Below are 22766 nucleotides of genomic sequence, written 5' to 3'. Positions count from 1 at the left end.
CAGCATCGGAACGCCTACCAGTGGGACGTACGCCGATCAACAGGCCATACGCAATGAATGTCCCTCTCGCGTACTCGATGTCAGGGCGCTGACACGCCGTCAAGGGTGTCGGACCACACCTCGAGGCGGTGGCACTCGGCCGGCGTCGGCGCCTCCCAGCGGTCGAGCATCCGCTCGATCGACGGCCACGGAACGGGGTGCTCGCGATCGCGGTTGCGGCGGCTGAGGTCGTCCGCGGCCGCCTCCACGGCGACGATCGTGACGTGCGCGTGGTAGTCCGCGCAGAGGGCGATCGTCTGACCGCGCAATTGCGCGGAGAGGTTCGTCGCGTTCCAGATGAACGGCTCGCCCGCGCGCAGGTAGACGCGCGCCTGCTCCCGCGCGTCCTGGATCAGGTGGCCCTCGGCGGTCGTGTCGCCGCGCTTGACCCCACGCTCGCGCCGCAGGTCGTCGAGCGAGATCACCGGTCGGCCGTCGCCATGGTGCGCGATCCACAGGTCCTTGCCCGCGCCGGGCAGCCCGGACAGCACGACGACGCGGCTGCGCGTGTCGTCGTAGGCGGCGTACGCGGGGTCGCGGTCGGTGCGGGTGAAGTAGGTGAAGCGCGCGTGGTCGGACGCGAACGGGTACGGCTCGTACAGGCAGCCGAGCTCGGCCGCGTACTCGGCGAAGAGGTCGACGTTGAGCACGAGCGCGTCGACGCCCGACCCGATCCGCCCGAGCGCGTCCGCGCGGGTGAGCCGGTGCTGGCGGACCACGCCTGCCTCGAGCGAGATCTGGACGCACCGGCGGACGGCGTCCCGCTGCGCGATCAGGTGGTACGGGGCCATGTGGTGGCGGACCAGCGCGCAGATCCGCTCGCGCGCCCGCGGCTCGACGCCCGCCTCCCACAGCAGCCTGCGCGCGATGATCGCGCCGCGCCGCGCGTGGCCCGGCGCGGTCCAGCGGCCGTCCTCGAACCGGGTCGTCGCCGGCTTGCCGACGTCGTGGAGCACCGCCGCGAGCCACAGCTCCTCACGCGTCACGGCGTCCAGCTCGTCCCAGCCGGGGGCGGAGATGAGCGCGTCGCAGACCATCCGCGTGTGCGCGAGCACATCACCTTCGGCGTGGTACTCCGGGTTCTGCGGCGTCTCGGCCATGGCGGCCAGCCACGGCGCGTCCTCCGCGCGCAACTCCGCGCCGATCGCGATCACGACGCCAGCCCGTTCGGCACGACCGCACCGCTCATCCAGTGCTGGTCGGTCTTGACGTGGTCCTTGCGGACGAGCTTGCCCACCGCGCGCTGGTGCTCGGCGACCGCGAACGCGTCCGCCCAGCGCACCACGACGCCCTCGCGCTCGGGCCCGAACGCCGACGCGCCTGCGAGCAGCGACAGGACTCGAACCCGGTCGAACAGGCCGCGGTAGAGCAGCGGCACGAGGTCCACCTGGAGGCGCTCCGCCCACGCCGCGGTGTCGTCCCAGCTCAGGCAGCGGTCCTCCGCGTCGTAGACCGCGAACAGCTGGAAGTAGGACGGCAGCCGGTCGTACTCGATCGAGTGCCGGCCGTACGTGTTCTCGCCGCAGATGCGCCAGCCCGCGGGCAGCTCGTACCCCACGCGCCCGGCCAGCGCCCGCACCCACGTGCGGGTGGCGTGGTAGCCCGAGGAGACCGAGCGGGCGTGCGTGTACCCGTCGGCGTAGATCGTCGTGTTCTCGCCGTCGAGCTTCTCGGTCACGACCACCTCGCGCCCGGTGAAGGTCGCGTAGTCGGCGTAGGCGTGATCGCCGTCCGCGCCGCGGTTCGGTGAGTCGGGCAGGTGCCAGGTGCGTGGGTACTTCGTGCGCTCCACGCCGCGGCACGGTAGAGGCCGCGGCGCCGAAGCGCACGCGGCCCCGCCGCACGGATCAGAAGCGGATCCGGCTCAGGAAGTCGTAGCCGACCTGCGCCGTGGTGAGCGCGACGGCGAGCGCGTCGTCGCGCTCGACGATGTACTCGTGCTCGCGCGGGTCGCCCGCCGCGCGGAAGATCCGCGCGAAGTCGATCACGCCCGTGCCCGGGTCGGCGAACGTGGCCACGTGGCCGGGGTTGAACCGCATGTCCTTGACGTGGAACTGGCGCACGCGGTCGCCGAGGACGGCGATCAGCTGCACCGGGTCGCGGTGGGCGTACCAGGCCCAGTACAGGTCGATCTCGAAGTGCACGAACCGCGGGTCGGTGTCGGAGATCAGGAAGTCGTAGCCGACCAGCGGGGTGTCGTCCTGGAGCGCGCCGAACTCCCAGTTGTGGTTGTGGATGCCGAACCGCAGCCCGTACTGGCGGGCCATCGCGCCCGCCTGGTTGCAGACGGCGGCGTAGTCCTTCCACTGCGCCGCGGTCGTCAGCAGGGACGTGCCGCCGGTCGGGCCGAACGTCGCCGGGGTGACCGGCGTGACGATGTAGCGCTGCCCGATCGTCACCGCGTCCTGCAGCTGCGCGCGCCAGGCGGCGGCGTCGAACGGGTACGGGACGGCCTGGTGGCCGGACGTCGCGCGCAGGCCCGCCCGCCGCAGCGCCGCCTTGAACTCCGCCGCGGTGCGACCGGCGAAGCCCGCGTGCTCGACCGTCCGGTAGCCGATCCGGGCGAGCGCGCGCAACGTGCCGTCGAGGTCGGCCGTGAGCTGCTCGCGCACGGTGTAGAGCTGGATGCTGATCTGCTCACGCGGGATCGACCCGCCGTGGCCCCAGCCGCCGTGGGGATGGCCGTGCGCGTGGGCCGGCGCGCCGAGCGCGCCGAGGCCCATCGGCACCGCCGCGGCGCCCGCCGCTCCGAGCAGGAAGTCGCGCCGGCCGAGCCCGCGGTGTTCACTGGACATGAACGCTCCTCTCTCGCGGGGCCTGGCTCTCCCGACCGGCCCCTTCGCGGACGGACGTTACTCCTCTAGGCGAGCGCCGCCGCGACGGGTGCGGAGTGCCAGTCGGCGTCGACGTCCATCGGCGCGGCGAAGTAGTAGCCCTGGCCGAGGTCGCAGCCGATCTCGCGCAGCATGTCGAGCTGCTCGCGGGTCTCGATGCCCTCGGCGACGACCTTCAGGCCGACCGTCTTGGCGAGGCCGACGATCAGGCGCACGAACGCCGCGTCGTGGTCGCTGAAGGCCAGGCCCTCGACGAACTCCCGCGCGATCTTGAGCGTGTCGAGCGGCAGGTTGCGCAGGTAGGAGAGCGAGCTGTAGCCCGTGCCGAAGTCGTCGAGCGCGAGCTGCACGCCGAGGTCGCGCAGCTGCTGCAGCGTCTCGGCGCCGCGCTCGGCGTCCTTGACGAGCAGCGTCTCGGTCACCTCGAGCACGAGCCGGCCCGGCGGGATGCCGGTGCGCCGCAGCACGTCCTGGATCGTCGGGATGAGGTCCGGGTGCTCGAGCTCGATCGCGCTCAGGTTGACCTGCACCTGGAGGGTGTCGGAGCGGGCGACGACCGACTGGCACGCCTCCTCGAGCACGTAGCGGCCGAGCGGCACGATCAGGCCGGTGTCCTCCGCCAGCGGGATGAACTCGGCGGGCGGGATCCGGCCGCGGTCGGCGTGGTTCCAGCGCACGAGCGCCTCGACCGAGATCGTCTCGCCGGTGCCGATGTCCACGATCGGCTGGTACTGGACCATCAGCTCGCGCTGCTTGAGGGCGCGCGCCAGCTCCTCCTTGAGGCCGTGGCGGCGCACGATCGAGTCGCGCATCGCGGGCGTGAAGACGGCGAAGCGGCGCTTGCCGCCCTCTTTGGCCTCGTACATGGCGACGTCGGCGTCGCGCAGGAGCTCGTCCGTGGCGGTGCGGTTGTGCTGGCAGGCGGCGATGCCGATCGACAGCGACACGTTCAGCGGCTTCTCGCCGGCCTGGACCGGCGCCAGGAACGCGGCGAGCGTGCGCTCGGCCAACTCGGCGGCGCCCTGCTCGACGTCCTCGTCGCGCTGCACCAGCACGGCGAACTCGTCGCCGCCGAGGCGCGCGACCACGTCCTCCTTGCGCACCGAGCGCACGAGCCGCGAGGCGACGCCGCGCAGCAGCTCGTCGCCGATCGCGTGCCCGAGCGTGTCGTTGACGCCCTTGAAGTCGTCGAGGTCGATGAACATGACCGCGACCTTGTCCGCCCCGCCCGACTCGAGCGCCTCGCGCACCCGCTGGGAGAACAGCGAGCGGTTCGCGAGCCCGGTCAGCGGGTCGTGGTGGGCCTGGTGCGTCAGCTGGTCCTGCAGGTCGCGCAGCTCGGTGACGGCCTGCTCGAGGCGGTCGAACTGGAGCGCGGCGGACGCGTTCGCGGCGAGCGTCTCGAACAGCGCGCGGTCGCCGCGCGTGAAGCCGCGGGAGAGCCCGTAGCGGTTGGCCAGCATGAGCGTGCCGATCACGCGGTCCTCGCCGCGCAGCACGCCGAGCATGCCGTGGCGGACCCCGCGGCCCGCCAGGTACGCGGCGATCGAGGCGGGGAAGGGGTCGGTGAGCGCGATCGCGTCCTCGGACTCCTCCGCGAGCGTGCGGAGCGCGACCGCCGCGTCATGGTCCATCAGCGCCATCGCCTCGCGCGCGTTGCCGGGGCCGAGCCCGGTGCGCAGCGGCGCGCCGCCGTCGCCGGCGAACAGGATCACCTCGGCCTGCTCGGCCCGGAACGCGCCGAGGGCCCGCTCGAGCAGGCCCTCCAGCGCGATCGCCACCTCGGGCGACTCGCTCAGCGTCCGGTTGGCCTCGTAGAGGAACTTGACCTTCTCGTGGCCCTGGCGCTCGTGCACGTAGGCGCGGTAGCCGCCGAACGCCACCAGGATCGGCAGCGCCAGCAACGGCGTGGCCGCGGGCCGCTCGATCCAGAGGATCGACGAGACGAGCGCCATCGCCGTGCCGGTGAGCGTCACCACGAAGTCCATGCCGAACATCTGGCGGACCTGCTCGCGGGAGACGCTGCCCTCGGTCAACACGATCGCGGCGATGATCTGCGCGATCGTGAGCACGCCACCGAGCTGGGTCGCGGCCAGCACGGCCAGCCACGCGAGCGGGCCGAAGTCGTCGTCGATCCCGGAGGCGAGGTGGACGAGCACGAGCATCACGTTCGCCACGAGCGCGATCTGCGCGACGTTGAAGCAGAACTTGATCAGCGGCAGCCGGCGCAGCAGCAGCGCGATCAGCGAGCCGCCGACGATCGCCCAGAAGGCGTGCGTGCCGGTGGTGAAGATCAGCGCGACGGTGAGCGGGATGTCCGTCAGCGAGAACGAGTGCGAGCTGCGGCGGAACTCGAGCTCGACGGGGAAGCGCTCGGTCGCGAGCACGAGCACGGCGATCACGTACCAGGCGATCTCCGGCGTCTGCATCGCCTCGAAGTCGCGGACGAACGCGAAGTAGAGCACGGCGGAGATCACCGAGAGGGCGAAGATGAGGCCCCAGATCGGCTCGATCTTGCGGATGACGCGCAGTCCCACGTCCATGTGATCGACCGCGAACCCAGCGATTTGAGGGGTTAAGCGCCGCGGGCGGCCGTGTGGCCGCCCGCGATCGGTGGTGTCTACTTCCCGCCCCAGGTGGCGCGCTCGTCCGCGCTCACCACTCGATGCTCGACCACGTGCTGCGGGACCAGGTCGAGCGGCTCCAGGTCGACTTGGTCGGGTCGACGCCGTCGCCCGCGCTCTCGCAGGCCGCGCAGGTCCAGGTGGCACGCGCCCACGGGGCGGTCGTGCCGCTGGCGCCGGCGGTCCAGGTGGCCTTGGTCCAGGTCGCGCGAGTCCAGGTCGCCTTCGTCCAGGTGGCCTTGGTCCAGGTCGCCTTGGTCCAGGTGGCGCGCGTCGGGTCGATGCCGGCCAGCGTGAGCGCGGTGGCGACCGACAGGTTCGGAGTCAGCCCGGCGTTGGCGGCCGTGGAGACCTGCGCGGCGAGCGCGGCCGGGATGTTGACCTGGCCGACGCCGTCGGCGGTCGTCGTGACGTTCGCGGTCAGCAGCGCCTTGACCTGGTCCGGGTTCAGGTCCGGGCGGGCCTGCAGGAGCAGCGCGGCGGCGCCCGCGACGACGGGGGAGGCCATCGACGTGCCGCCGATGCGGATGTACTGGCCGCCCTCGAAGATGCTGGTGGCGGGCGCGAGCTGCGAGAACGCCGAGCCGGCCGCGAGCGGGGCGACGATCTTCGCGCCCGGCGCGAACACGTCCGGCTTGTTGAAGCCGTCGATGGTCCGGCCGCGGCTGGAGAAGTCGGCGACCGTGTCGTCGGCCGGAGCCGCGGTCTCCCGCTCGTCGGTCGCGCCGACCGAGATCACGTACGGGTCGTTGCCCGGCGCGTACTGCGCGGCGTCGGCCGCGTCGCCGCGGTTGCCGACGGCGGACACGACCACCACGCCCGCGTGCCACGCGAACTCGACGGCGGCGTTGAGCGGGTCGGTCCGGTAGGAGCCCGGCGTGTCGGCGGACACGGACAGGTTCACGACCTTGATGTTCAGCTCGTCCTTGTGGTCGACGACGAACTGCAGCGCGTTGATCACGTCGAGGACGGTCGAGTTGCCCGCGTCGTCGGAGGTCTTGATGGCGACGAGGTCGGCCTCCGGCGCGATGCCGGTGTACTTGCCGGCGAGCCCGTCGGTGCGGAACGCCGAGTTGCCGCCGACGATGCCCGCGACGTGCGTGCCGTGGCCGACAGGGTCGCCCGCGCCCGTGGCGCCGGGGTTCGAGATGACGTTCGTGACGCGCGACGTGCCGTCGGCGTTCTTGAAGTCGGCGATGTCGCCGTTGATGCCCGAGTCGATGATCGCGACGCCGACGCCCTTGCCGGTCAGGCCCGCGGCCCACGCCTGGTCGGCGCCGGTCGTCTTCGGGAAGTTCGTCGCCAGCAGCTCGGGCGAGAAGCTCGTCGAGTTGACCTTCGCGTTCAGCGTGACGTTCAGGACGCCCTTGGCGCTCTTGAGCGCCTTGGCCTGCTTGGCCGGCAGCCGGACGGCGAAGCCCTGGACGGCCGGGAGCTTGTCGGTGATCGTGCCCTTGTGCGCCTTGACGATCCGCTTCGCCTTGGCCTCGGGGACCTTGAACTGGACGATCGCGGTGACGCTGCGGTTCGGGGACTGCTTCGCCGTGGCGGCCAGGCGCGCGGCTGCGGTCGGGGCGGCGTCGGCCGCCGTGGCCACGGTCAGGGGTACCGCTACGGCTATCAGCGCCGCTATTGCGCTCCGTCGCGCACGGCTCGTGGATCTCAACACTGTCAGGGCACCTCCGTGTGCCTTGATTCGGGGAACTGCTCCAGTCCCCATCGGCCGTGAAGCGGTCCGTCGAGTCCGGTTGGACGGGTGTTCGACGGGTGCGGACCCGATGTGGCGGGATCAGCGGAAGAGGTCGTCCTCGAGCTTGCGCACGAGTGGAGCAACCCCGGGCCCGTCGTCCGCCGTGATGTGCCGCTCCAGGCCACGCACGCGGACGGCGGGCTCGCGGGTGTCCTTCCCGCGGACCAGGTCCGCCGCCGCGGCCGCCTCGTCGGCGATCGCGATCACGGTGGCGTGCAGCTCGCGCCTGGCCGTGTCGGGCAGGCCGCGCCAGTCCTCGAGCGGCCGCAGGCCGGCGACGCCGATCGCGACCTCGCACTGCCCCGTGCGCCAGGCGCGGCCGAACGAGTCCGTGACGACGACCGCGGGGTGCCCGGGGAGCTGCGCGCGCAGGGCACGCGCGGAAGCGTCGGGGTCGAGCGGGAGCAGGATCAGCTGCTCGGCCTCAGCCGCGTTGGACTGGTCGACGCCCGCGTTCGCGCACACGAACCCGTGGCGCGTGCGGCAGATCAGCCGTCCGCCGTCGGCGCGCACGAGCTGCGCGGCCTCGCTGAGGACGACTTCGACATGCCGCGGGTCCTTGCCGTGGTCGGCGGCGAGCTGGCGCGCACGGGCGCCCGGCGTGACGTCGGCGAGGTCGACGATCCGGCCCTCGGACTTCGAGACGACCTTGTGCGCGATGACGAGGACGTCGCTGCCGGTGAGCTCGACGCCGGTGGCGAGGATCAGCTGCGCGAGGTCGTCACCCGGGCGGACCTCGGGCAGGCCGGGCAGCGCGAGGAGCTCGATCATCGAGCCTAGGCCGCGATGGCCTGGTCGAGGAGCGCGCGCGTGCGGACGGCGCCACCCGGGTGGATCTCCAACGCGCGGCGCAGGGCGGCGAGATCGTCCGGCGTGTCCACGTCCAAACCGAGCGTCCGGACGTCCGCGACGTCCGGCTCGGCGCCCGCCGCGCTCGCCAGGCCCGAGTGGCGCTCGAACGAGCCTTCGCCGAAGGCCGGCGCCATCACGTCGGGCGGCGAGAGCAGGAGCGCGTTCGTGCCGGTCCCGTGGCGGTCGGGGACGATCACGACGGGCGCCCGCCGGCCGAGCAGGGCCTCGACCTCGTCGGGATCGAGCGCGGGGCAGTCGCCGGGGACGAGCAGCACGCGGTCGGCGCGGGCCGCGGCCGGGTCGAGCACGACGCCGTCACGGGCCGCGCCCGCGTTCGTGCCGCCCGCGCTCGCGCCGGCCACGTCGCGGCCCAGCGCCGCGGCCACCCCACGCGCGGCGGCGTCGGACTGGCCGGTCTCGTCCGGGTCGTGGACGACCTGCGCGCCCATGCCGCGGGCGATCTCCGCGGCGATCGGCTCGGCCGTGACGACGATCACGCCGTCCAGCGACGGCACCGCCGCCAGCGCTTCGAGCACGTCGGCGACCATCGCGGCCGCGAGCGCGGGGCGGTCGGGGAACGCGTGGCCGAGGCGCTGCTTGGCCCGGCCGAACGACTTGACGGGGAGGATGGCGACGGTCCGCATCGGGCCGTCACGCTAGTACACGTGGCCGGAAGCGCCGCGCATCGCCCGGCGACTGCACCGGTCGTCGGTGCCCGCGGCGGACGCCGCTCGCATACTGGTGGTACGGGTGCGGCGGCCGCCGCCCGGCAGCGGCGGGCGGGGCCCGCCGGAATGCGTGGTGCTTCAGGCCGCGTGTGCCAGCGCGGAGGCGAACTCCAGAACCTCGCGCGCCACGCGGCGGCGGGACTCGGCGTCGCCGAGCTCCACGTCGGTCTCCAGGGTCGGGACGAGGTCGGTGCGCTCGTCCGCGACGAGGCCCGACAGCAGGTCGCCGTAGTGGTCGGCGATGCCGTCCGAGTCCAGCGTCTGGCCGGCCCAGGTGAGGCAGTCGGCGGTCGGGCCCTTGAGCACCGCCCCGCGCACGAGCGGCGAGACCGCGACGACGGGCGCGGCCGCCTCGCGGATCGCGTCGCCGAGCACGGCGAGGATCGGGTCGATCGACAGCACCGGGTTGCTCGGGCCGACGATGATCGCGCTCGCCTCGCTGATCGCCTCGAGCGCCTCCGCGGTCGGCTCCGGCGGGCGCTCCGCCCGGTACTCGACGTCCTCGAGCGGGCCCTTGACGCGGATCATGAACTCCTGGAAGGCGTGCCAGTTCCCGCCCGAGCGGATCCAGGTGCGCAGCGGCGCGTCGGTCGGCACGAGCACCCGGGCGGGCACGCCGAACGCGCGCCGCAGGTCCTCGATGCTGTGCGTGAGCCGGCCGCCGGCCGCGAGCCGTTGCGCACGGTGCAGGCCGATCGCCAGGTCGCGGTCGCCGAGGTTGAACCAGATCTGCTCGCCGAGCGCGCGCAGCTGGTCCATCGCGTGGAACGTGTCTTCGGCGAGGCCCCAGCCGCGCTCGTCGATCTGGTCGGCGAGCCAGAACGTGATCAGGTCGGGGTCGGGGCTGACGTGCGCGCCATAGATCTCGACGTCGTCGCCGGTGTTGGCGATGACGACCAGTTCGGGCCCGAGCTCGTCCAGCAGGCCTCGGGCCAGCTTCGCGCCTCCGGTACCCCCAGCGAGGAGGACGACGGATGCCACTGACGGAGCACCTTATAGCCTGAGGCGGCGCATGCGGTTAGCCGCTCTCACCACATTGCGCCTGGGTGGCTCCGCCGAGCGGGTCGTCACCGTCGAGACCGAGCCGGAGCTCGTCGCCGCCGTGCGCGAGGACCCGACGCTCGTGCTCGCGGGCGGTTCGAACGTCGTCATCGCGGACGCCGACCTCCCCGGCACGGTCGTGCTCGTCCGCACAGGCGGGATCAGCTTCGAGAACGGGCTGATGATCGTCCAGGCGGGGGAGCCGTGGGACGCGGTCGTCGCGCGTGCCGTCGCCGAGGGCCGGCAGGGGATCGAGTGCCTGTCCGGCATCCCCGGCTCGACCGGCGCGACGCCGATCCAGAACGTCGGCGCGTACGGGCAGGACGTCAGCGAGACCGTCGCCTGGGTGCGCGTGTACGACCGCGAGCGCGACGAGGTACGGCTGATGACCGCCGCCGAGTGCGAGTTCGACTACCGCCGCAGCGTCTTTAAGTACCGCCGTCGCTGGACCGTGCTCGCGGTCGCGTTCCGGCTGCCCGAGAGCGGGGAGTCCGGCCCGCTGCGGTACGCCGAGCTGTGCCGGACGCTTGACGTGCCGGTCGGCGGGCGCGCCCCGCTCGCCGACGTGCGCGAGGCGGTCCTGGGCCTGCGCCGCGGCAAGGGCATGGTCGTCGACGAGGGCGACCCGGACTCGGTCAGCGCCGGCTCGTTCTTCACCAACCCGATCCTCGACCACGCCGAGTGGGCGCGGATCCCCGGCGACCCACCCGGTTGGCCAGAGCCTGACGGCCGGATCAAGACGTCGGCGGCGTGGCTGATCGAGCGCGCCGGCTTCCACAAGGGGTTCGGAGACGGACGTGCGGGCATCTCCAGCAAGCACACGCTGGCGCTCGTGAACCGCGGCGAGGCGACCACCGCGGAGCTGATGGATCTGGCGCGGGAGATCGCGAACGGCGTCCAGAAGCGGTTCGGCGTCGCATTGCACCCGGAACCGGTGCTTGTCGGTCATTCGTGGGAGTGATTGACCTCGGCGGCCGAGTGTGTTCGAGTGCCGGGCGATGCGCATCGCCCAGTCTCTCCTCGCCGCCGCCGTGTCCATGGCGGCGTTCGCTGCTCCGGCCGTCGCCGCCCCGCCGCCCAACGATCCCTATCTCGCCTCCAGCCCGATCGACCGGGCCGAGTTCACCACGACGGTGGACACGACCGAGGCGACGACGCAGCCCGACCTGTTCAACCCGAGCCGTGACGGGCTGCCGCTCGGCGGTGGCAGCAGCGAGAACACGGCCTGCAAGGGCGCGATCTTCGGCAAGACCGTCTGGTACGACCTGCCGCCGCGCTTCTCCGGCGGCGTCGAGCTGAGCGCCACCGCCGCCTTCCCGGTCGCCGTGGCGGTCTACGAGTGGAACGACGCGTCGCAGATCACCCGCATGGTCGACTGCACCACGAGCCCCGGCCCGCTGCGCCTCGTCCTCGCCGGCAAGCGCAACTACACCGTGCAGGTGGGCGGCGTGGGCGCGGCCGGCGGCCCGATCGCCTTCAAGGCCGATGTCTTCTTCGACAAGGACGACGACGGCTCCCTGGACGAGCTCGACAAGTGCCCGGAGGTCGCCGGCATCGAGCGCTTCGGCGGCTGCCCGCCCGAGCTGAAGGTCACCCCGGCGCTGTCGTGGGCCCCCGCGGGCAATGGCATCGAGATCTCCCGCCTGGCGGTCGACCGCGTGCCCAAGGGCGCCAAGCTCGTCGTCAAGTGCAAGGGCTGCGGCTCGCAGACCGTGCGCGCGAAGAAGCAGGGCCGCGTCGTCTTCAACAAGCTCGCCGGCAAGACGGTGCGCGCGGGCGCCAACATCGAGCTGCTCGTGACGCTCGGCAAGACGGGCAAGAGCACTTACAAGTTCGGCGCGACCGGTAGCTACTTCAAGTGGCCGGTGAAGGCGAGCGGCCTCGGCGCGCGCCAGTCGCGCTGCATCGCGGTCGGGACGGCCAGCAAGCTCGAGTCCTGCAAGTGAGGCTGCTGGTCGCCGCCGTCCTCGCCACGCTCGCCGTGGCGGCGCCGGCGCAGGCGGCGCTCGCCCCGCCGCCGACGGTGCTCGGGTTCGAAGGGCTTCCACAGACCAACCTCGACTCCGCGGCCTACCCCGGCGTGACCTTCCGCTCGACGTGCCTGACCTCGTTCGCGAGCGCTCCCGCGCCCGTCTCGTGCGCGTACGTCACGGCGCCGGGCCTCGACAGCGCGCAGGCGCTCGACGTGAACGCGAAGTCGCTCACGATCGCCTTCGACCAGCCGCAGCGCGTGGTGTCGCTGTGGGTCTCGGGCGGGAGCACCGGAGAGGGCGCGGAGCCGACGAGCATCCAGGCGCGCGACGCCGCGGGCGCCCTCGTCGCCGATGGTGGGTTCACGCAGACCGGGGCGTTCGGGCAGGCCGTGACGCTCAAGGGCGCCGGCATCCGCTCCGTGACGTTCGACTGCGCGAACCCGTACTACTGCCCCGCGTACACGTTGGACGACATCGCCTACAGCGACGTCGACCAGCCGGACACCGAGATCGTGTCGTTCTCCGAGGGCCGCTTCTACTTCGCCGGCAACCAGCCCGACCGGGGCTTCGAGTGCACGCTGGACGGCGCGTCCGCGCCGTGCCGCGCGCCGTTCGTGACCGGCCCGCTGGCGGTTGGCGACCACGTCTTCACGGTCGCCATGACCGATCGCTACGGCCAGCCCGACCTGACGCCCGCGTCCTACTCGTGGACGATCGCGGGGCCGCCGGTGCCGCAGTCGGCGCCGGTCGCGCCCGACGGCGACCGTGACGGCCGGCCGGACGCGAGCGACAACTGCCCGGCGGTCGCGAACGCGGACCAGGCGGACGCCGACAAGGACGGCGTCGGCGACGCGTGCGAGGTCGGCGAGCCCGGCACGCTGGCCCCGATCGCCGGCGAGCGCGTGAACGTCGACGTGATCGCCGGCGAGGTGTACGTCAAGTTCCCCGCGCCGGCGTCCACCCGCTCGCTCAAGCAGGCCGAGTCCGGCTTCGTGCCGCTCAAGGGCCAGGCGTCCGTGCCGGTCGGCTCGGTCGTCGACACGCGCAAGGGCACGGTCGCGATGGCGTCCGAGCTCAACGGCCGCGGCGCCGAGCGCAGCGCGAAGCTGTCGGCCGGCATCTTCCAGATCCGCCAGAAGCGCGCCAAGCGCGGCTCGAGCGCGTCGGTCTCGACCGATCTCGCCCTGCAGTCGGCGCCCGGTGCCGAGGCGGCCTGCGCCCGCATGAGCCGCTCCGGCCCGATCAAGGGCCGCAGCCGCAACACGGTCCGCAGCCTCACGGCAACCACGGCCAAGGGCTTCTTCCGCGTGATCGGCGGCGCCGCGATCACCACCGCCCCGGACGCCACCTGGGTCACCCGCGACCGCTGCGACGGCACGCGCACCGACGTCGGCAAGGGCCGCGTGTCCGTCTACGACCGCAAGGAGGGAACGCTCAAGCGGGTGCCCGCGGGGCGCTCGTACCTCGTCAAGGCCCAGCTGTTCGCCGCCCGGGCCGCGCGATGAAGCGGGTGCTGCTGCTGGCCGCGGTGCTGGTGAGCGTGCTCGCCGGGCCCGCGGCCGCGCAGTCGCCGACAGTCGTGAAGTTCAAGCCGGGGCAGAGCACGCCCGTCGAGGAGGGCGGCGCGTACATCTCCAGCGAGTGCGGCGGCACGGCCGAGACGGGCAGCGATCCGGACCGCGGCACGTACATGCCGGCCAAGTGCGGCTATCCGTATCTCCAGTTCCAGGCGCCGCAGGCGCTGGTCGAGCTGTTCGTCCGCGTGCCTGCGGGCGGTGGCGTGACGTTCGAGGCGTGTCCGCTGCAGCCGCCGTGCGTGGCGAGCCAGAGCGTCAAGGGCCCCGCGAACACCTGGGTCCCCGTGGTCCTCGCGGATCCCGACGGAAAGGCCACGATCGTGTCCGTGAGCGGCAACCCGGACACGGGCAGCGAGGTCTACGCGCTCGACATCGACGACGTCGCCTTCTCCACCGTCCGCCAGCCGGACACGACGATCGTGTCGGCCGTCGGCCCCGTGTTCACGTTCGGCTCGACGGTCGGGAACGCGTCGTACATGTGCGCGATCGACCGGGGCGAGTTCGCGCCGTGCAAGAACCCGTCGTCGTTCGGCGGCCTCCCGCCGGGCCCGCACTCGCTGGCCGTGTACGCGGTGGACGTCTACGGCGCCGCCGACAACCGCTCGCCGGCGCGCGCGGACTTCGTCGTCGACGCCCCGCCACCACCGCCGAACCCCGACCGCGACAACGACGGCGTGCCCGACACCGCCGACAACTGCCCGGACGTGGCCAACAGCGACCAGGCGGACGCCGACAAGGACGGCGTCGGCAACGCGTGCGAGGTGTTCGAGCGCGGCGACATCCCGCCCAAGCCGGGGGAGACCAGCGTCGTCCAGGTGCTCTCCGGGGAGGTCTTCGTCAAGCTCCCGACCCGCACGCCGCTGGGCTTCAGCGGCCTCCGCGCGCCCTTCCAGGCCGGCGAGTTCGTCCCGCTCAAGGGTGCCGCCTCGATCCCGCTCGGCTCCGAGGTCGACACCCGCAAGGGCGAGGTCGAGATCGACGCCGCGGCGAATAGCTTCGCCTCCACGGACCGTCGCGCCAAGCAGCAGTCCGCGCGCATGAAGGCCGCGATCTTCCGCATCAAGCAGAAGCGCGCCAAGGCCAAGGCGGCCACCATCGCCACCGACGTGTCCCTGCTGACGCCGCCGGGCGCCGCCTCGCGCTGCACCGGCCGGTCGGCCAAGGGCACGGTCGTCCGGTCGATCTCGATGGTCGTCAAGGGCTACTTCCGCGCCCTCGGCGGCGCCAGCACCGCCACCGCCAAGAGCGCCACCTTCAACACGACCGACCGCTGCGACGGCACCCTCACCGAGGTCGGCCGCGGCAGCGTCTCCCTGGCCGTCAAGGGCGAGAAGCGGCCGGTCAAGGTGAAGGCCGGCCGCGCGTACCTCGTCAAGGCGAAGCTGTTCGCGGCGCGCAAGGGCAAGAAGCGCGGCTAGCGCCCCTTCCAGACGGGCGGCCGCTTTTGGGCGGCCGCCGTCACCCCCTCGCGCACGTCCTCGGTGCGCACGCACTGCTCCTGCGCGAGCACCTCGAGCTCGAGCGTCGTCGACAGCGCGGGCCGCGCGCTCGCGTCGATCAGCCGCTTCGCCAACCCGACCGCCACCGGCGCGCACCCGAGCAGCTCATCCACCAGCGCGCTCGCCACCTGCATCCCGCCGACCCGGTTGACCAGGCCGTACCGCTCGGCGTCGACCGCCCCGATCACGCGTGACGTGAGGATCAGCTCCTTCGCCCGGCCGACCCCGACCACCTGCGGCAGCCGGGAGGAACCGCCGACGTCCGGCACCAGGCCGAGCCGCGTCTCCGGCAGGCCGACGAACGCGTCCTCGGTCATCACGCGCAGATCGCACGCCAGCGCGAGCTCCAGCGCGCCGCCCAGGCAGACGCCGTGGATCACGCACACCGTCGGCTTCGCCATCTCCTCGCACAGGTTCCAGGCGTCCAGGCACGCGCGCCTCAGCTCGCGCAACCGCGCGGGCTCGGCGCCTACGCGTCCCAGCGTCGCGACGTCCATCCCGGCGGAGAACACCGGGCCGTTGCCGCGCAGCACGACCACCCGCACAGCGGGATCGTCGTCGGCGGCGCGCAGCGCCTCACCCAGCGCGAGGATCAGGTCCTCGTCGAAGGCGTTGCGCTTCTCGGGGCGGTTGAGGATGACGTGGCGGACCGCGTCGCGATCCTCGGTGAGCACGAGGTCGGGCATATAGGCTGATTCTGATGAGCCTGCGCGAGTTGCTGCGGCCGCCGCCGCACCGCGGGCCCGTGATCGCGGCCGGCGGCGTGTCGCTGGCGGTGGGCGTGGCGCTCACCGTGCTGCGCCTCCAGGACACGCTGCCGATCGGCGTGGACGCGGCCTTGCTGCTGCTCCCGGGCGCGCTGCTGCTCTGGCTGGGCGCGCAGGCGCCGAACGAGCAGGGCGAGCCGCCCGCGTACCAGTCGGTGCTCCTGTGCACCGGGCTGCCGCTCGTCTACGGCGGGCTGCTGGTCGCGCTCGGCGGTGCGCTGGACGAGCTCCCGCCGGCGTGGGTGCTGGTCGTCGTCTCGGTCGTGGTGGCGGGGCTCGCGCTGTGGCCTGCGTTCGCGCGCAACAGCGCCATCTCCTTGCTCATCGCCGCGCTGCTGGGCGGGGTCGCGATCGAAGCCGTCGCGGGGGAGACGTTCGCGCGTTGGCTGCTGCTCGCGTACGCCGCGGCCCTCGTCCTCGCGGCGCTCGCGCTGCGGTTACCGGCCCGCCGCCACGCCGAGGTGCTGATCGACGCGGCCGGCATCGCCATCGCCTGGCTCGCGGTCGCCTCCGGGGACGAGCTGCCCGCCTTCTTCGAGGTGGTCGTGCTCGGTGCCGGCCTCGGCCTCGTCGCCTTCGGCGCGCTGGACCGCTCGCCCGGTCCCGCCTACCTCGGGGTGATCAACCTCATCCTGTTCATCGTCGCCGCCGCGCGGGGCGAGACGCTGTTCATCTGGCCGCTGATCCTGCTGGCGGGCGGGCTGCTGATGCTCGGCGCGGGCCTGCGCCCACGGCGCCCGCTCCCGCCCGAGCCCGACCCGTACCGCGCCGGGGAAGCGCCGCTCGCGGCCCGCGTGGAACCGCAGCACGACCGCCGCGGCTGACGCCGCGCCGTCTTACAGCGGTCGAGCGGGTGTCACGTGCTCGGCGCCGACCGCGTCCGGCGCGGTCACGCCCAGCAGCGCGAGCGTGCGCTCGCACTCCACGCGCAGCCGCTCGAGCGTCTCGACCAGCGCGTCCTCGCCGCCCGCCGCCAGCGCGAAGCACATCGCACGGCCGATCAGCACCGCGCGGGCACCCAGCGCGAGCGCCTTGACCACGTCGCTCCCGCGGACGAAGCCGCCGTCCACGGCGACTTCCGCGCGCCCGCCGACGGCCTCGACCACGTCGGCCAGGACCTCGACCGCGCCGGGCTGCGGATCGAGCTGCCGTCCGCCGTGGTTGGACACCACGAGCGCCGCGGCACCGGCCTCGACCGCCAGCGTGGCGTCGCCCGGGTGGGTGATGCCCTTGACCACGAGCGGGAGCGCGGTCTCGTCCGCCAGCCAGGCGACGTCGCTCCAGGTCACGGCCGCCTGCAGCTCCCGGCGCGCGCCGACCAGGTTCGGCTGGGCCTGCGCCCGGCCGCGGTCGAACCGCAGCCGCAGCTCGCGCTCGCGCAGCCCGTCGACCGGGCTGTCGACCGTCAGGCACAGCGCGCGGTACCCCGCCGCCTCCGCCCGGCGCACCAGCTCCAGCGACCACTCGCGGTCACCGCGGACGTAGTGCTGGTAGATGAGCGGCGCGCCCGGTGCAGCGGCCGCGACGTCCTCCAGCGACGGCGTGGCGAGGATGCTGATGAACGCGGCGCTGCCGGCCCGCGCCGCCGCCCGCGCGCACGCCGCGGCGCCGTCCGCGTCGAACAGCCCGACCGTCCCGATCGGCGCGAGCAGCACCGGCGACGCGAGCTCCACGCCCAGGAACGTCGTCGCGGCGGACGCGGACGACACGTCGCGGGCCACGCGCCCGCGCAGCAGCAGCGCGTCGAGCGCCGCGCGGTTGCGGCGCAGCGTGACCTCGGTGGCCGCACCGCCGTTCACGTACTCCCAGACCTCGGTCGGCAGGTTGGCGCGGGCGGCGTCGGCGACTTCGTCGGCGGTGGCGAACGTGGGCATCGGGGCGGCGATGTTCCCAGACCGCGGCGGATAAGGTGCGACGGGCATGGAGCCAGCCGACCTCGCTTTCGCCGGGCTCACCCGGCACGCCGAGCTGATCGCCGCCGGCGAGCTCACGTCGCGGGAGCTGACGGAGCTCTTCCTCGGCCGGATCGCGCGGCTGGACCCGTTGCTGAACGCCTTCCGGGTGGTGCTGCGCGAGCGCGCGCTCGCCGAAGCGGACGCCGCCGACGCGCGTCGCGGCGAAGGCGCAGGCCCGCTCAACGGCGTCCCGATCGCGATCAAGGACGACATCCACATCGCGGGCGAGGTCACGGCCTACGGCTGTGACGCCGACCCGCAGCCGCAGCCCGTGGACTCGGAGGTCGTCACTCGCCTGCGCGCGGCGGGCGCGGTGCTGATCGGCAAGACGCACGTGCCGGAGTTGATGGCGACGCCCTTCACGGAGTCGCCGACGTTCGGCGTCACGCGCAACCCGTGGGACCCGCACCGCACGAGCGGCGGCTCCAGCGGCGGCTCCGCCACGGCCGTGGCCGCCGGGCTCGCGAGCGCGGCGCTCGGCTCCGACGGCGCCGGCTCGATCCGCATCCCGGCCGCGTGCACCGGGTTGTTCGGCCTCAAGCCGCAGCGCGGTCGCGTGCCGTCGGCGCCGGACACGCACGCGCACCAGGGCATGGCCGTCTTCGGCCCGCTCGCGCGCAGCGTGCAGGACGCGGCGCGGATCATGGACGTGATCGCCGACGGCGGCCCCGCGCTCACCGAGGCCGCGGCGACCGACCCCGGCCGGCTGCGGATCGCGATCTCCACGGGCCTCCCGCCGATCGGCGTCAAGCCCGACGCCGAGCAGCTCGGCGCGGTCCGCGCGACCGCGGACGCGCTGCGCGGGCTCGGCCACGAGGTGTTCGAGCGCGACTTCGACTGGGGCGTGACGATGGGCAACCGCATCCTCGCCCGCTTCGTGCGCGGGATCGGCGACATGGCGGCCGAGACGGGCCATCGCGACCGGCTCTCGCGCCGGGCGCGCGGGCTGGCCCGGATCGGCGCCGCGATCCCCGACGCGGTCGCCCGCTCCGCCGCCGACCAGGCGGCCGCCGACGCGCAGCGGCTGAACCGCATCTACGAGCACGCCGACGTGGTCCTCACCCCGATGTTCACGCGCCGTCCCCCGCGGGTGCGCGAGTTCGACGGCCGCGGCGGTGTCCGCACGCTGGTCGGCATGTCGCGGCTCGCCCCGTACAACGCCGCCTTCAACCACACCGGCCAGCCGGCCGTGAGCGTGCCGGCGGGCTTCACCGCCGACGGCTTCCCGCTCGCCGCGCAGCTCGTCGGCCCGCCCGACGCCGAGGCGCGGCTCGTGTCCCTCTCCGCCCAGCTCGAGCGCGCCCAGGACTGGGCCGCCGCTCGCCCGGCGCTCGCCTCATGACGAACACAGCCGAACTGCGCGCGCTGGCCGAGGCGATCGCCCGCGAGGCGGGCGCGCTCCTGCGTGACGCCTTCCGCGGCCCCGAGCTGCGGGTCTCCGCCAAGTCAACCCCGACTGACCTGGTGTCGGAAGCCGACCATGCCGCCGAGCACCTGATCCGCGAGCGGCTGTCGGCGGCGCGGCCCGACGACGGCGTGCTGGGGGAGGAGGGCGGCGACGTCGAAGGGACGAGCGGCGTCCGCTGGGTCGTCGACCCGCTCGACGGCACCGTCAACTTCCTCTTCGGCGTGCCGCAGTGGGCGGTCTCGATCGCGGCCGAGGACGCGGACGGCGCGCTGGTCGGCGTCGTCTACGACGCCGAGCGCGACGAGCTGTTCTCCGCCGAGCGGCGCGGCACCGCGACGCTCAACGGGCACGCGATCAAGCCGTCCACCAAGGCCGACCTGGCCACGGCGCTCGTCGGCACCGGTTTCGGCTACGACGCCGAGGTGCGCCGCGCGCAGGCCGCGGTCGTCGCGAAGTTGCTGCCGGAGGTGCGGGACATCCGCCGCTTCGGCGCCGCCGCGATCGACCTCGCGTGGACGGCCTGCGGGCGCCTGGACGCCTACTACGAGCACGGCCTGAACGCGTGGGACCTCGCCGCCGGCGGGCTGATCTGCGAGTGCGTCGGGCTCGAGGTCCGCCACGTCGATCCCATCGGCGTGAGCAACCCCGGCGTCATCGTCGGACCGCCAACGCTGGTTGACGCGCTGGCGCCGTGGCTGGTCTGATCTAGCCGGTTCGCGGGTATGGCACCGGCATGCTCATCGCCGGTGTCATCGCACTCTGCATCGTCATCCTGATCCTGGCATTCCTGGCTCCGAGGCTGTCGCAGCACCCTCAGCGCGGGTCTCAGAAGGTCTTCGGGATGGGGAGCCGCGGCGCGAGCAAGGCCCCTGGTCCGCTCGGCCGCTGGTTCGCCAAGCCGTTCAACTCCTCGAGCAAGGCCGTCGGCAAGTCCGGCGCCGCGGGCCGCAAGGGCCGCGGGAAGATGCCGTTCTAGGACAGAGAACAGGGCGCGCGCCTAACCGCGCGCGCCCCGCAGTGCCCAGGGCGGGACTCGAACCCGCACGCCCTTTCGGACAGAGGTTTTTGAGACCTCCACGTCTACCATTCCGCCACCTGGGCGACAGCGGCGCTTATCTTAGGCGCGTCGCGCCACGATCGTGCAAATCGCGGCCAGCGCCACGCACGTGACGATCGTGAGCGCCATCGGCAGCGCGTCGCGCTCTCCGGCCAACCCGACGAGCGGCGCGGCCGCCGCGCCGAGCAGGAACTGGCTCGTCCCGAGCAGCGCCGAGGCCGCGCCCGCGGTGCGCGGATGGTCGGCGAGCGCGAGCGCGGTGGCGTTCGGGCTCACGAGCCCGATGCTCGCCACGACGAGGAACAGCGCGCACAGCACGACGCCGACGGGCGCGTCCGCGAGCACGGCGCCGAGCAGCAGCACGGCGCCGGCGGCGCCCATGGCCACGCCCGCGGCGAGCAGCTGCGCCGGCCGCACGCGCCCGACCAGCCGGCGCGACGCGAACGACGCGGCGAGGATGCCGAGCCCGTTGGCCGCGAACACGAGCGAGTACGCCTGCTCGCTCAGCCCGTGGATCGTCTGCAGCACGAACGGCGAGCCCGCGATGTAGGCGAACATCGCGGCCATCATCAGCCCGCTGCACAGCGCGAGCGCGGCGAAGCGCCGGTCGCGCAGCAGCCCGCGCAGGTCGGCGTCCGCGCGCGGGCCGGGCGTGAGCGACTCCGGCAGCAGCAGCGCCGCCGCGAGCAGCAGCGCCACTCCGACCACCGTCAGCACCGCGAACACGCCCTGCCAGGTGGTGAACGCGAGCACCTGCGCGCCCAGGACCGGGGCGAGGATCGGCGCCACACCGCCGACGAGCATCAGGGACGAGAACAGCTTCGCGGCCGCGTCGCCGCTGTAGAGGTCGCGCACGACCGCGCGGCCGATCACGATCCCGGCCGCGCCGCCGAAGCCCTGCAGGAACCGGAGGGCGACCAGCACGCCGATCGTCGGCGCGAACACGCACGCCAGCGAGGCCGCCGCGAACAGCGCGGCGCCGGCGAGCACGGGCGCGCGCCGGCCGACGCGGTCGCTGATCGGGCCCGCCACGAGCTGCCCGAGCGCGAGCCCGGCGAGGCAGGCGGTGAGCGACAGCTGGGTCGCGGAGGCGGACGCGCCCAGGTCCCGCCCGAGCTCCGGCAGCCCCGGCAGGTACATGTCGAGCGACAGCGGGCCGACCGCGGACAGCCCGCCGAGCAGCAGGGCGAGGGTGAGCGCCGAGCGAGCGCGGGCGGGAGCGACCGTGGCCATCGCGCTCACTATCGAGGGTCGCCCGCCGTTTGCGTATGGCGCGCCCGGACCGATGTATGGACTTTTCAACCGCGCTGCTGCGCGCGGTACGCCGACGGCGCCGTGCCGTACGCCCGGCGGAGGGCGCGCGAGAAGTACAGCCGGTCGTCGAACCCCGTGCGGAACGCGACCTCGCCGACCTCGAGATCGCTGAACCGGAGCAGCCGCGCGGCCTCCAGCAGGACCCGCTCGCGCACGAGCTCCTTCGTCCCCTTGCCGGTCACCGCCCGCAGCGCGCGGGTGAGCGCGCGCTGGGGCACGGCGAGCGCGTCGGCGTAGTGGGCGGCGTCGTGATGGCGCGCGAAGTCGCGCTCGAGCACGGTCGAGAAGCGCCGGAACAGCTGCGTGTCGGCGTCGTCGCGCTCCTCGGCGTCCGCGTCGTGCCAGCGCTCCACCCAGAGCAGCAGCGTGAGCAGCAGGTGGCGGGCGATCTCGTCCCGGCGCGGGTCGGGCGGACGGCGCGTCTCCGCGTCGAGCGCGGTGACGACGGCCTCGACCGCACCGCTCGCGTCCGCCGGCACGGCGATCGTGCGCGCGCCGCGGCGGGCCAGCAGCCAGCCCGGATCGGCGCGCGCCGCCGGCCCGGCGCCCAGCAGCTCGTCCCCGAAGCGCACGACCGCGCCGAAGAAGCCCTCCGCGCGCTCGAACACGTGCACCTGCCCACGGCCGACGATCGTGACCGTGTGCGGCGCGACCGGGAACGGCTCCCCGTCGATCAGGTGATGCCCGACGCCGGCCGCGGTCCAGAACAGCTCGTGGAAGTCGTGCCGGTGCGGGTGGCGCGGGGCGGTGACGCTGTGATCGTCGAAGCGCGCGACCTCCAGCGCCGCCGGGCCGAGCGGATCGAGCTCGAGCTCAGGCGGGCGCGGCTTCACGCCGGCGCTCGACCTCGACGTTCCACCGCTGGCGGAACCCGATCAGCGCGCTCAGCAGCAGCGCCACCTGCAGTGCGACGAGCACGGCGCACAGCAGGCCGAGGACGTCCGAGGCGATCGCCGGGTCGGTGAAGCCGTCCTTCGCGCGGTCGAACCAGGCGGGCGCGGCGACCGCGCCGAAGATGGCGAGGATGACCGCGAGCGCCGCGATCATCGGCAGCACGCCGCGGCTCCAGCGCGCCACGAACAGCGCGAACACGACGTACAGCACGATGTACGCCACCTGCAGGGGCTTCGCGCCCTCGATCGTGTCCCAGCCGCCGAGCGACACGATCAGCACCACCGCGGCCGAGGCCAGCAGCAGCACGATGACCACGAGGCGGGCGAGCTGCGACGACGCCTTGCGGCGGTTGGGGTGCTCGATGACCACGCGGTCTTCGTCGGCCATGACGGGCGCGACGATAGCGCGAGGGGCGGGCGGCCTGCGCCGCCCGCCCCTCAGGCGGTTCATCTCT

The 22766-nt window shown here is 73.6% G+C and carries 21 protein-coding genes and 1 tRNA gene; 8 read left to right on the top strand and 14 right to left on the bottom strand.

Features of this window, described 5'->3' with window-relative positions; translation table 11 throughout:
• Positions 1–80: 80 nt before the first annotated feature.
• The 8 genes from C8N24_RS01930 to C8N24_RS01895 form a co-directional block, all read right to left on the bottom strand.
• The gene (locus C8N24_RS01930) at positions 81–1193 is read right to left on the bottom strand and encodes an AAA family ATPase (RefSeq protein WP_211339808.1); all 1113 of its coding nucleotides are present in this window, start codon (positions 1191–1193) and stop codon (positions 81–83) included.
• Positions 1190–1831: an RNA ligase family protein gene (locus tag C8N24_RS01925; protein ID WP_121247437.1), complete on the bottom strand. Its 642-nt coding sequence runs from the start codon at positions 1829–1831 to the stop codon at positions 1190–1192. The genes C8N24_RS01930 and C8N24_RS01925 overlap by 4 nt, the downstream gene beginning before the upstream one ends.
• 55 nt (positions 1832–1886) lie before the next feature.
• Positions 1887–2834: a sugar phosphate isomerase/epimerase family protein gene (locus tag C8N24_RS01920; RefSeq protein ID WP_211339807.1), complete on the bottom strand. Its 948-nt coding sequence runs from the start codon at positions 2832–2834 to the stop codon at positions 1887–1889.
• Between the two features lie 65 nt (positions 2835–2899).
• Positions 2900–5410 (bottom strand): putative bifunctional diguanylate cyclase/phosphodiesterase, encoded by a 2511-nt coding sequence (locus C8N24_RS01915; protein ID WP_211339806.1) that lies wholly within the window; start codon positions 5408–5410, stop codon positions 2900–2902.
• A 118-nt stretch (positions 5411–5528) separates the two neighbouring features.
• Positions 5529–7094: a S8 family serine peptidase gene (locus C8N24_RS01910; RefSeq protein WP_170178775.1), complete on the bottom strand. Its 1566-nt coding sequence runs from the start codon at positions 7092–7094 to the stop codon at positions 5529–5531.
• Between the two features lie 192 nt (positions 7095–7286).
• Entirely contained in the window at positions 7287–8018 is a 732-nt protein-coding gene (cofE, locus tag C8N24_RS01905; protein ID WP_211339805.1) for a coenzyme F420-0:L-glutamate ligase, read from the bottom strand.
• 5 nt (positions 8019–8023) lie between these two features.
• Entirely contained in the window at positions 8024–8743 is a 720-nt protein-coding gene (locus C8N24_RS01900; RefSeq protein ID WP_121247428.1) for a CofC family guanylyltransferase, read from the bottom strand.
• A gap of 162 nt (positions 8744–8905) precedes the next feature.
• On the bottom strand, positions 8906–9808 hold the full coding sequence (locus C8N24_RS01895) for a 2-phospho-L-lactate transferase CofD family protein (protein WP_121247425.1): 903 nt from the start codon (positions 9806–9808) through the stop codon (positions 8906–8908).
• On the opposite strand from C8N24_RS01895, the gene C8N24_RS01890 reads away from it, so the two are divergent.
• From C8N24_RS01890 to C8N24_RS01875, 4 genes are read left to right on the top strand one after another with little or no spacing between them, the layout of a single operon-like run.
• Positions 9717–10829 carry a UDP-N-acetylmuramate dehydrogenase gene (locus C8N24_RS01890; RefSeq protein ID WP_121247422.1) on the top strand — a complete coding sequence of 371 codons (1113 nt, stop codon included), beginning with the start codon at positions 9717–9719 and terminating at the stop codon, positions 10827–10829. The genes C8N24_RS01895 and C8N24_RS01890 overlap by 92 nt on opposite strands.
• A gap of 37 nt (positions 10830–10866) precedes the next feature.
• Positions 10867–11814, top strand: coding sequence for a hypothetical protein (locus C8N24_RS01885; RefSeq protein WP_147447570.1), 948 nt, complete (start codon positions 10867–10869; stop codon positions 11812–11814).
• Complete coding sequence (locus C8N24_RS34560) at positions 11811–13346, top strand: thrombospondin type 3 repeat-containing protein (protein WP_211339804.1); 1536 nt, start codon at positions 11811–11813, stop codon at positions 13344–13346. Before C8N24_RS01885 ends, C8N24_RS34560 begins: the two co-directional genes overlap by 4 nt.
• Positions 13343–14836 carry a thrombospondin type 3 repeat-containing protein gene (locus C8N24_RS01875; RefSeq protein WP_121247416.1) on the top strand — a complete coding sequence of 498 codons (1494 nt, stop codon included), beginning with the start codon at positions 13343–13345 and terminating at the stop codon, positions 14834–14836. Before C8N24_RS34560 ends, C8N24_RS01875 begins: the two co-directional genes overlap by 4 nt.
• Here the strand turns inward: C8N24_RS01875 and C8N24_RS01870 are convergent.
• Positions 14833–15603, bottom strand: a complete 771-nt coding sequence (locus tag C8N24_RS01870) for an enoyl-CoA hydratase/isomerase family protein (protein ID WP_121247413.1) — start codon at positions 15601–15603, stop codon at positions 14833–14835. The genes C8N24_RS01875 and C8N24_RS01870 overlap by 4 nt on opposite strands.
• 14 nt (positions 15604–15617) lie before the next feature.
• Here C8N24_RS01870 and C8N24_RS33585 point away from each other — a divergent pair, with 14 nt between their 5' ends.
• Positions 15618–16508 (top strand): hypothetical protein, encoded by an 891-nt coding sequence (locus tag C8N24_RS33585; RefSeq protein ID WP_170178774.1) that lies wholly within the window; start codon positions 15618–15620, stop codon positions 16506–16508.
• A 12-nt stretch (positions 16509–16520) separates the two neighbouring features.
• Here C8N24_RS33585 and C8N24_RS01855 read toward each other — a convergent pair whose 3' ends face one another.
• Positions 16521–17558 (bottom strand): alpha-hydroxy acid oxidase, encoded by a 1038-nt coding sequence (locus C8N24_RS01855; RefSeq protein WP_170178773.1) that lies wholly within the window; start codon positions 17556–17558, stop codon positions 16521–16523.
• Between the two features lie 46 nt (positions 17559–17604).
• Here C8N24_RS01855 and C8N24_RS01850 point away from each other — a divergent pair, with 46 nt between their 5' ends.
• From C8N24_RS01850 to C8N24_RS35290, 3 genes are read left to right on the top strand one after another with little or no spacing between them, the layout of a single operon-like run.
• Positions 17605–18981 carry an amidase gene (locus C8N24_RS01850; RefSeq protein ID WP_121247407.1) on the top strand — a complete coding sequence of 459 codons (1377 nt, stop codon included), beginning with the start codon at positions 17605–17607 and terminating at the stop codon, positions 18979–18981.
• Positions 18978–19751 (top strand): inositol monophosphatase family protein, encoded by a 774-nt coding sequence (locus tag C8N24_RS01845; protein ID WP_121247403.1) that lies wholly within the window; start codon positions 18978–18980, stop codon positions 19749–19751. The genes C8N24_RS01850 and C8N24_RS01845 overlap by 4 nt, the downstream gene beginning before the upstream one ends.
• A 29-nt stretch (positions 19752–19780) precedes the next feature.
• Complete coding sequence (locus C8N24_RS35290) at positions 19781–20023, top strand: DUF6411 family protein (RefSeq protein ID WP_121247400.1); 243 nt, start codon at positions 19781–19783, stop codon at positions 20021–20023.
• Between the two features lie 42 nt (positions 20024–20065).
• Here the strand turns inward: C8N24_RS35290 and C8N24_RS01835 are convergent.
• From C8N24_RS01835 to C8N24_RS01820, 4 genes are all read right to left on the bottom strand, one after another.
• Positions 20066–20148 (bottom strand) — tRNA-Leu (locus C8N24_RS01835).
• Positions 20149–20164: 16 nt separating this feature from the next.
• Positions 20165–21337, bottom strand: a complete 1173-nt coding sequence (locus C8N24_RS01830) for a multidrug effflux MFS transporter (protein WP_121247397.1) — start codon at positions 21335–21337, stop codon at positions 20165–20167.
• A gap of 65 nt (positions 21338–21402) precedes the next feature.
• The gene (locus C8N24_RS01825) at positions 21403–22251 is read right to left on the bottom strand and encodes a helix-turn-helix transcriptional regulator (RefSeq protein WP_121247394.1); all 849 of its coding nucleotides are present in this window, start codon (positions 22249–22251) and stop codon (positions 21403–21405) included.
• Positions 22232–22699, bottom strand: coding sequence for a hypothetical protein (locus C8N24_RS01820; protein ID WP_121247391.1), 468 nt, complete (start codon positions 22697–22699; stop codon positions 22232–22234). Before C8N24_RS01820 ends, C8N24_RS01825 begins: the two co-directional genes overlap by 20 nt.
• Positions 22700–22766: the final 67 nt, after the last annotated feature.

It is taken from the genome of Solirubrobacter pauli, from assembly GCF_003633755.1.
GTDB lineage: Bacteria > Actinomycetota > Thermoleophilia > Solirubrobacterales > Solirubrobacteraceae > Solirubrobacter > Solirubrobacter pauli.
The sequence above is the reverse complement of the archived record's forward strand: the minus strand, read 5'-3'. Positions and strand labels throughout refer to the sequence as shown.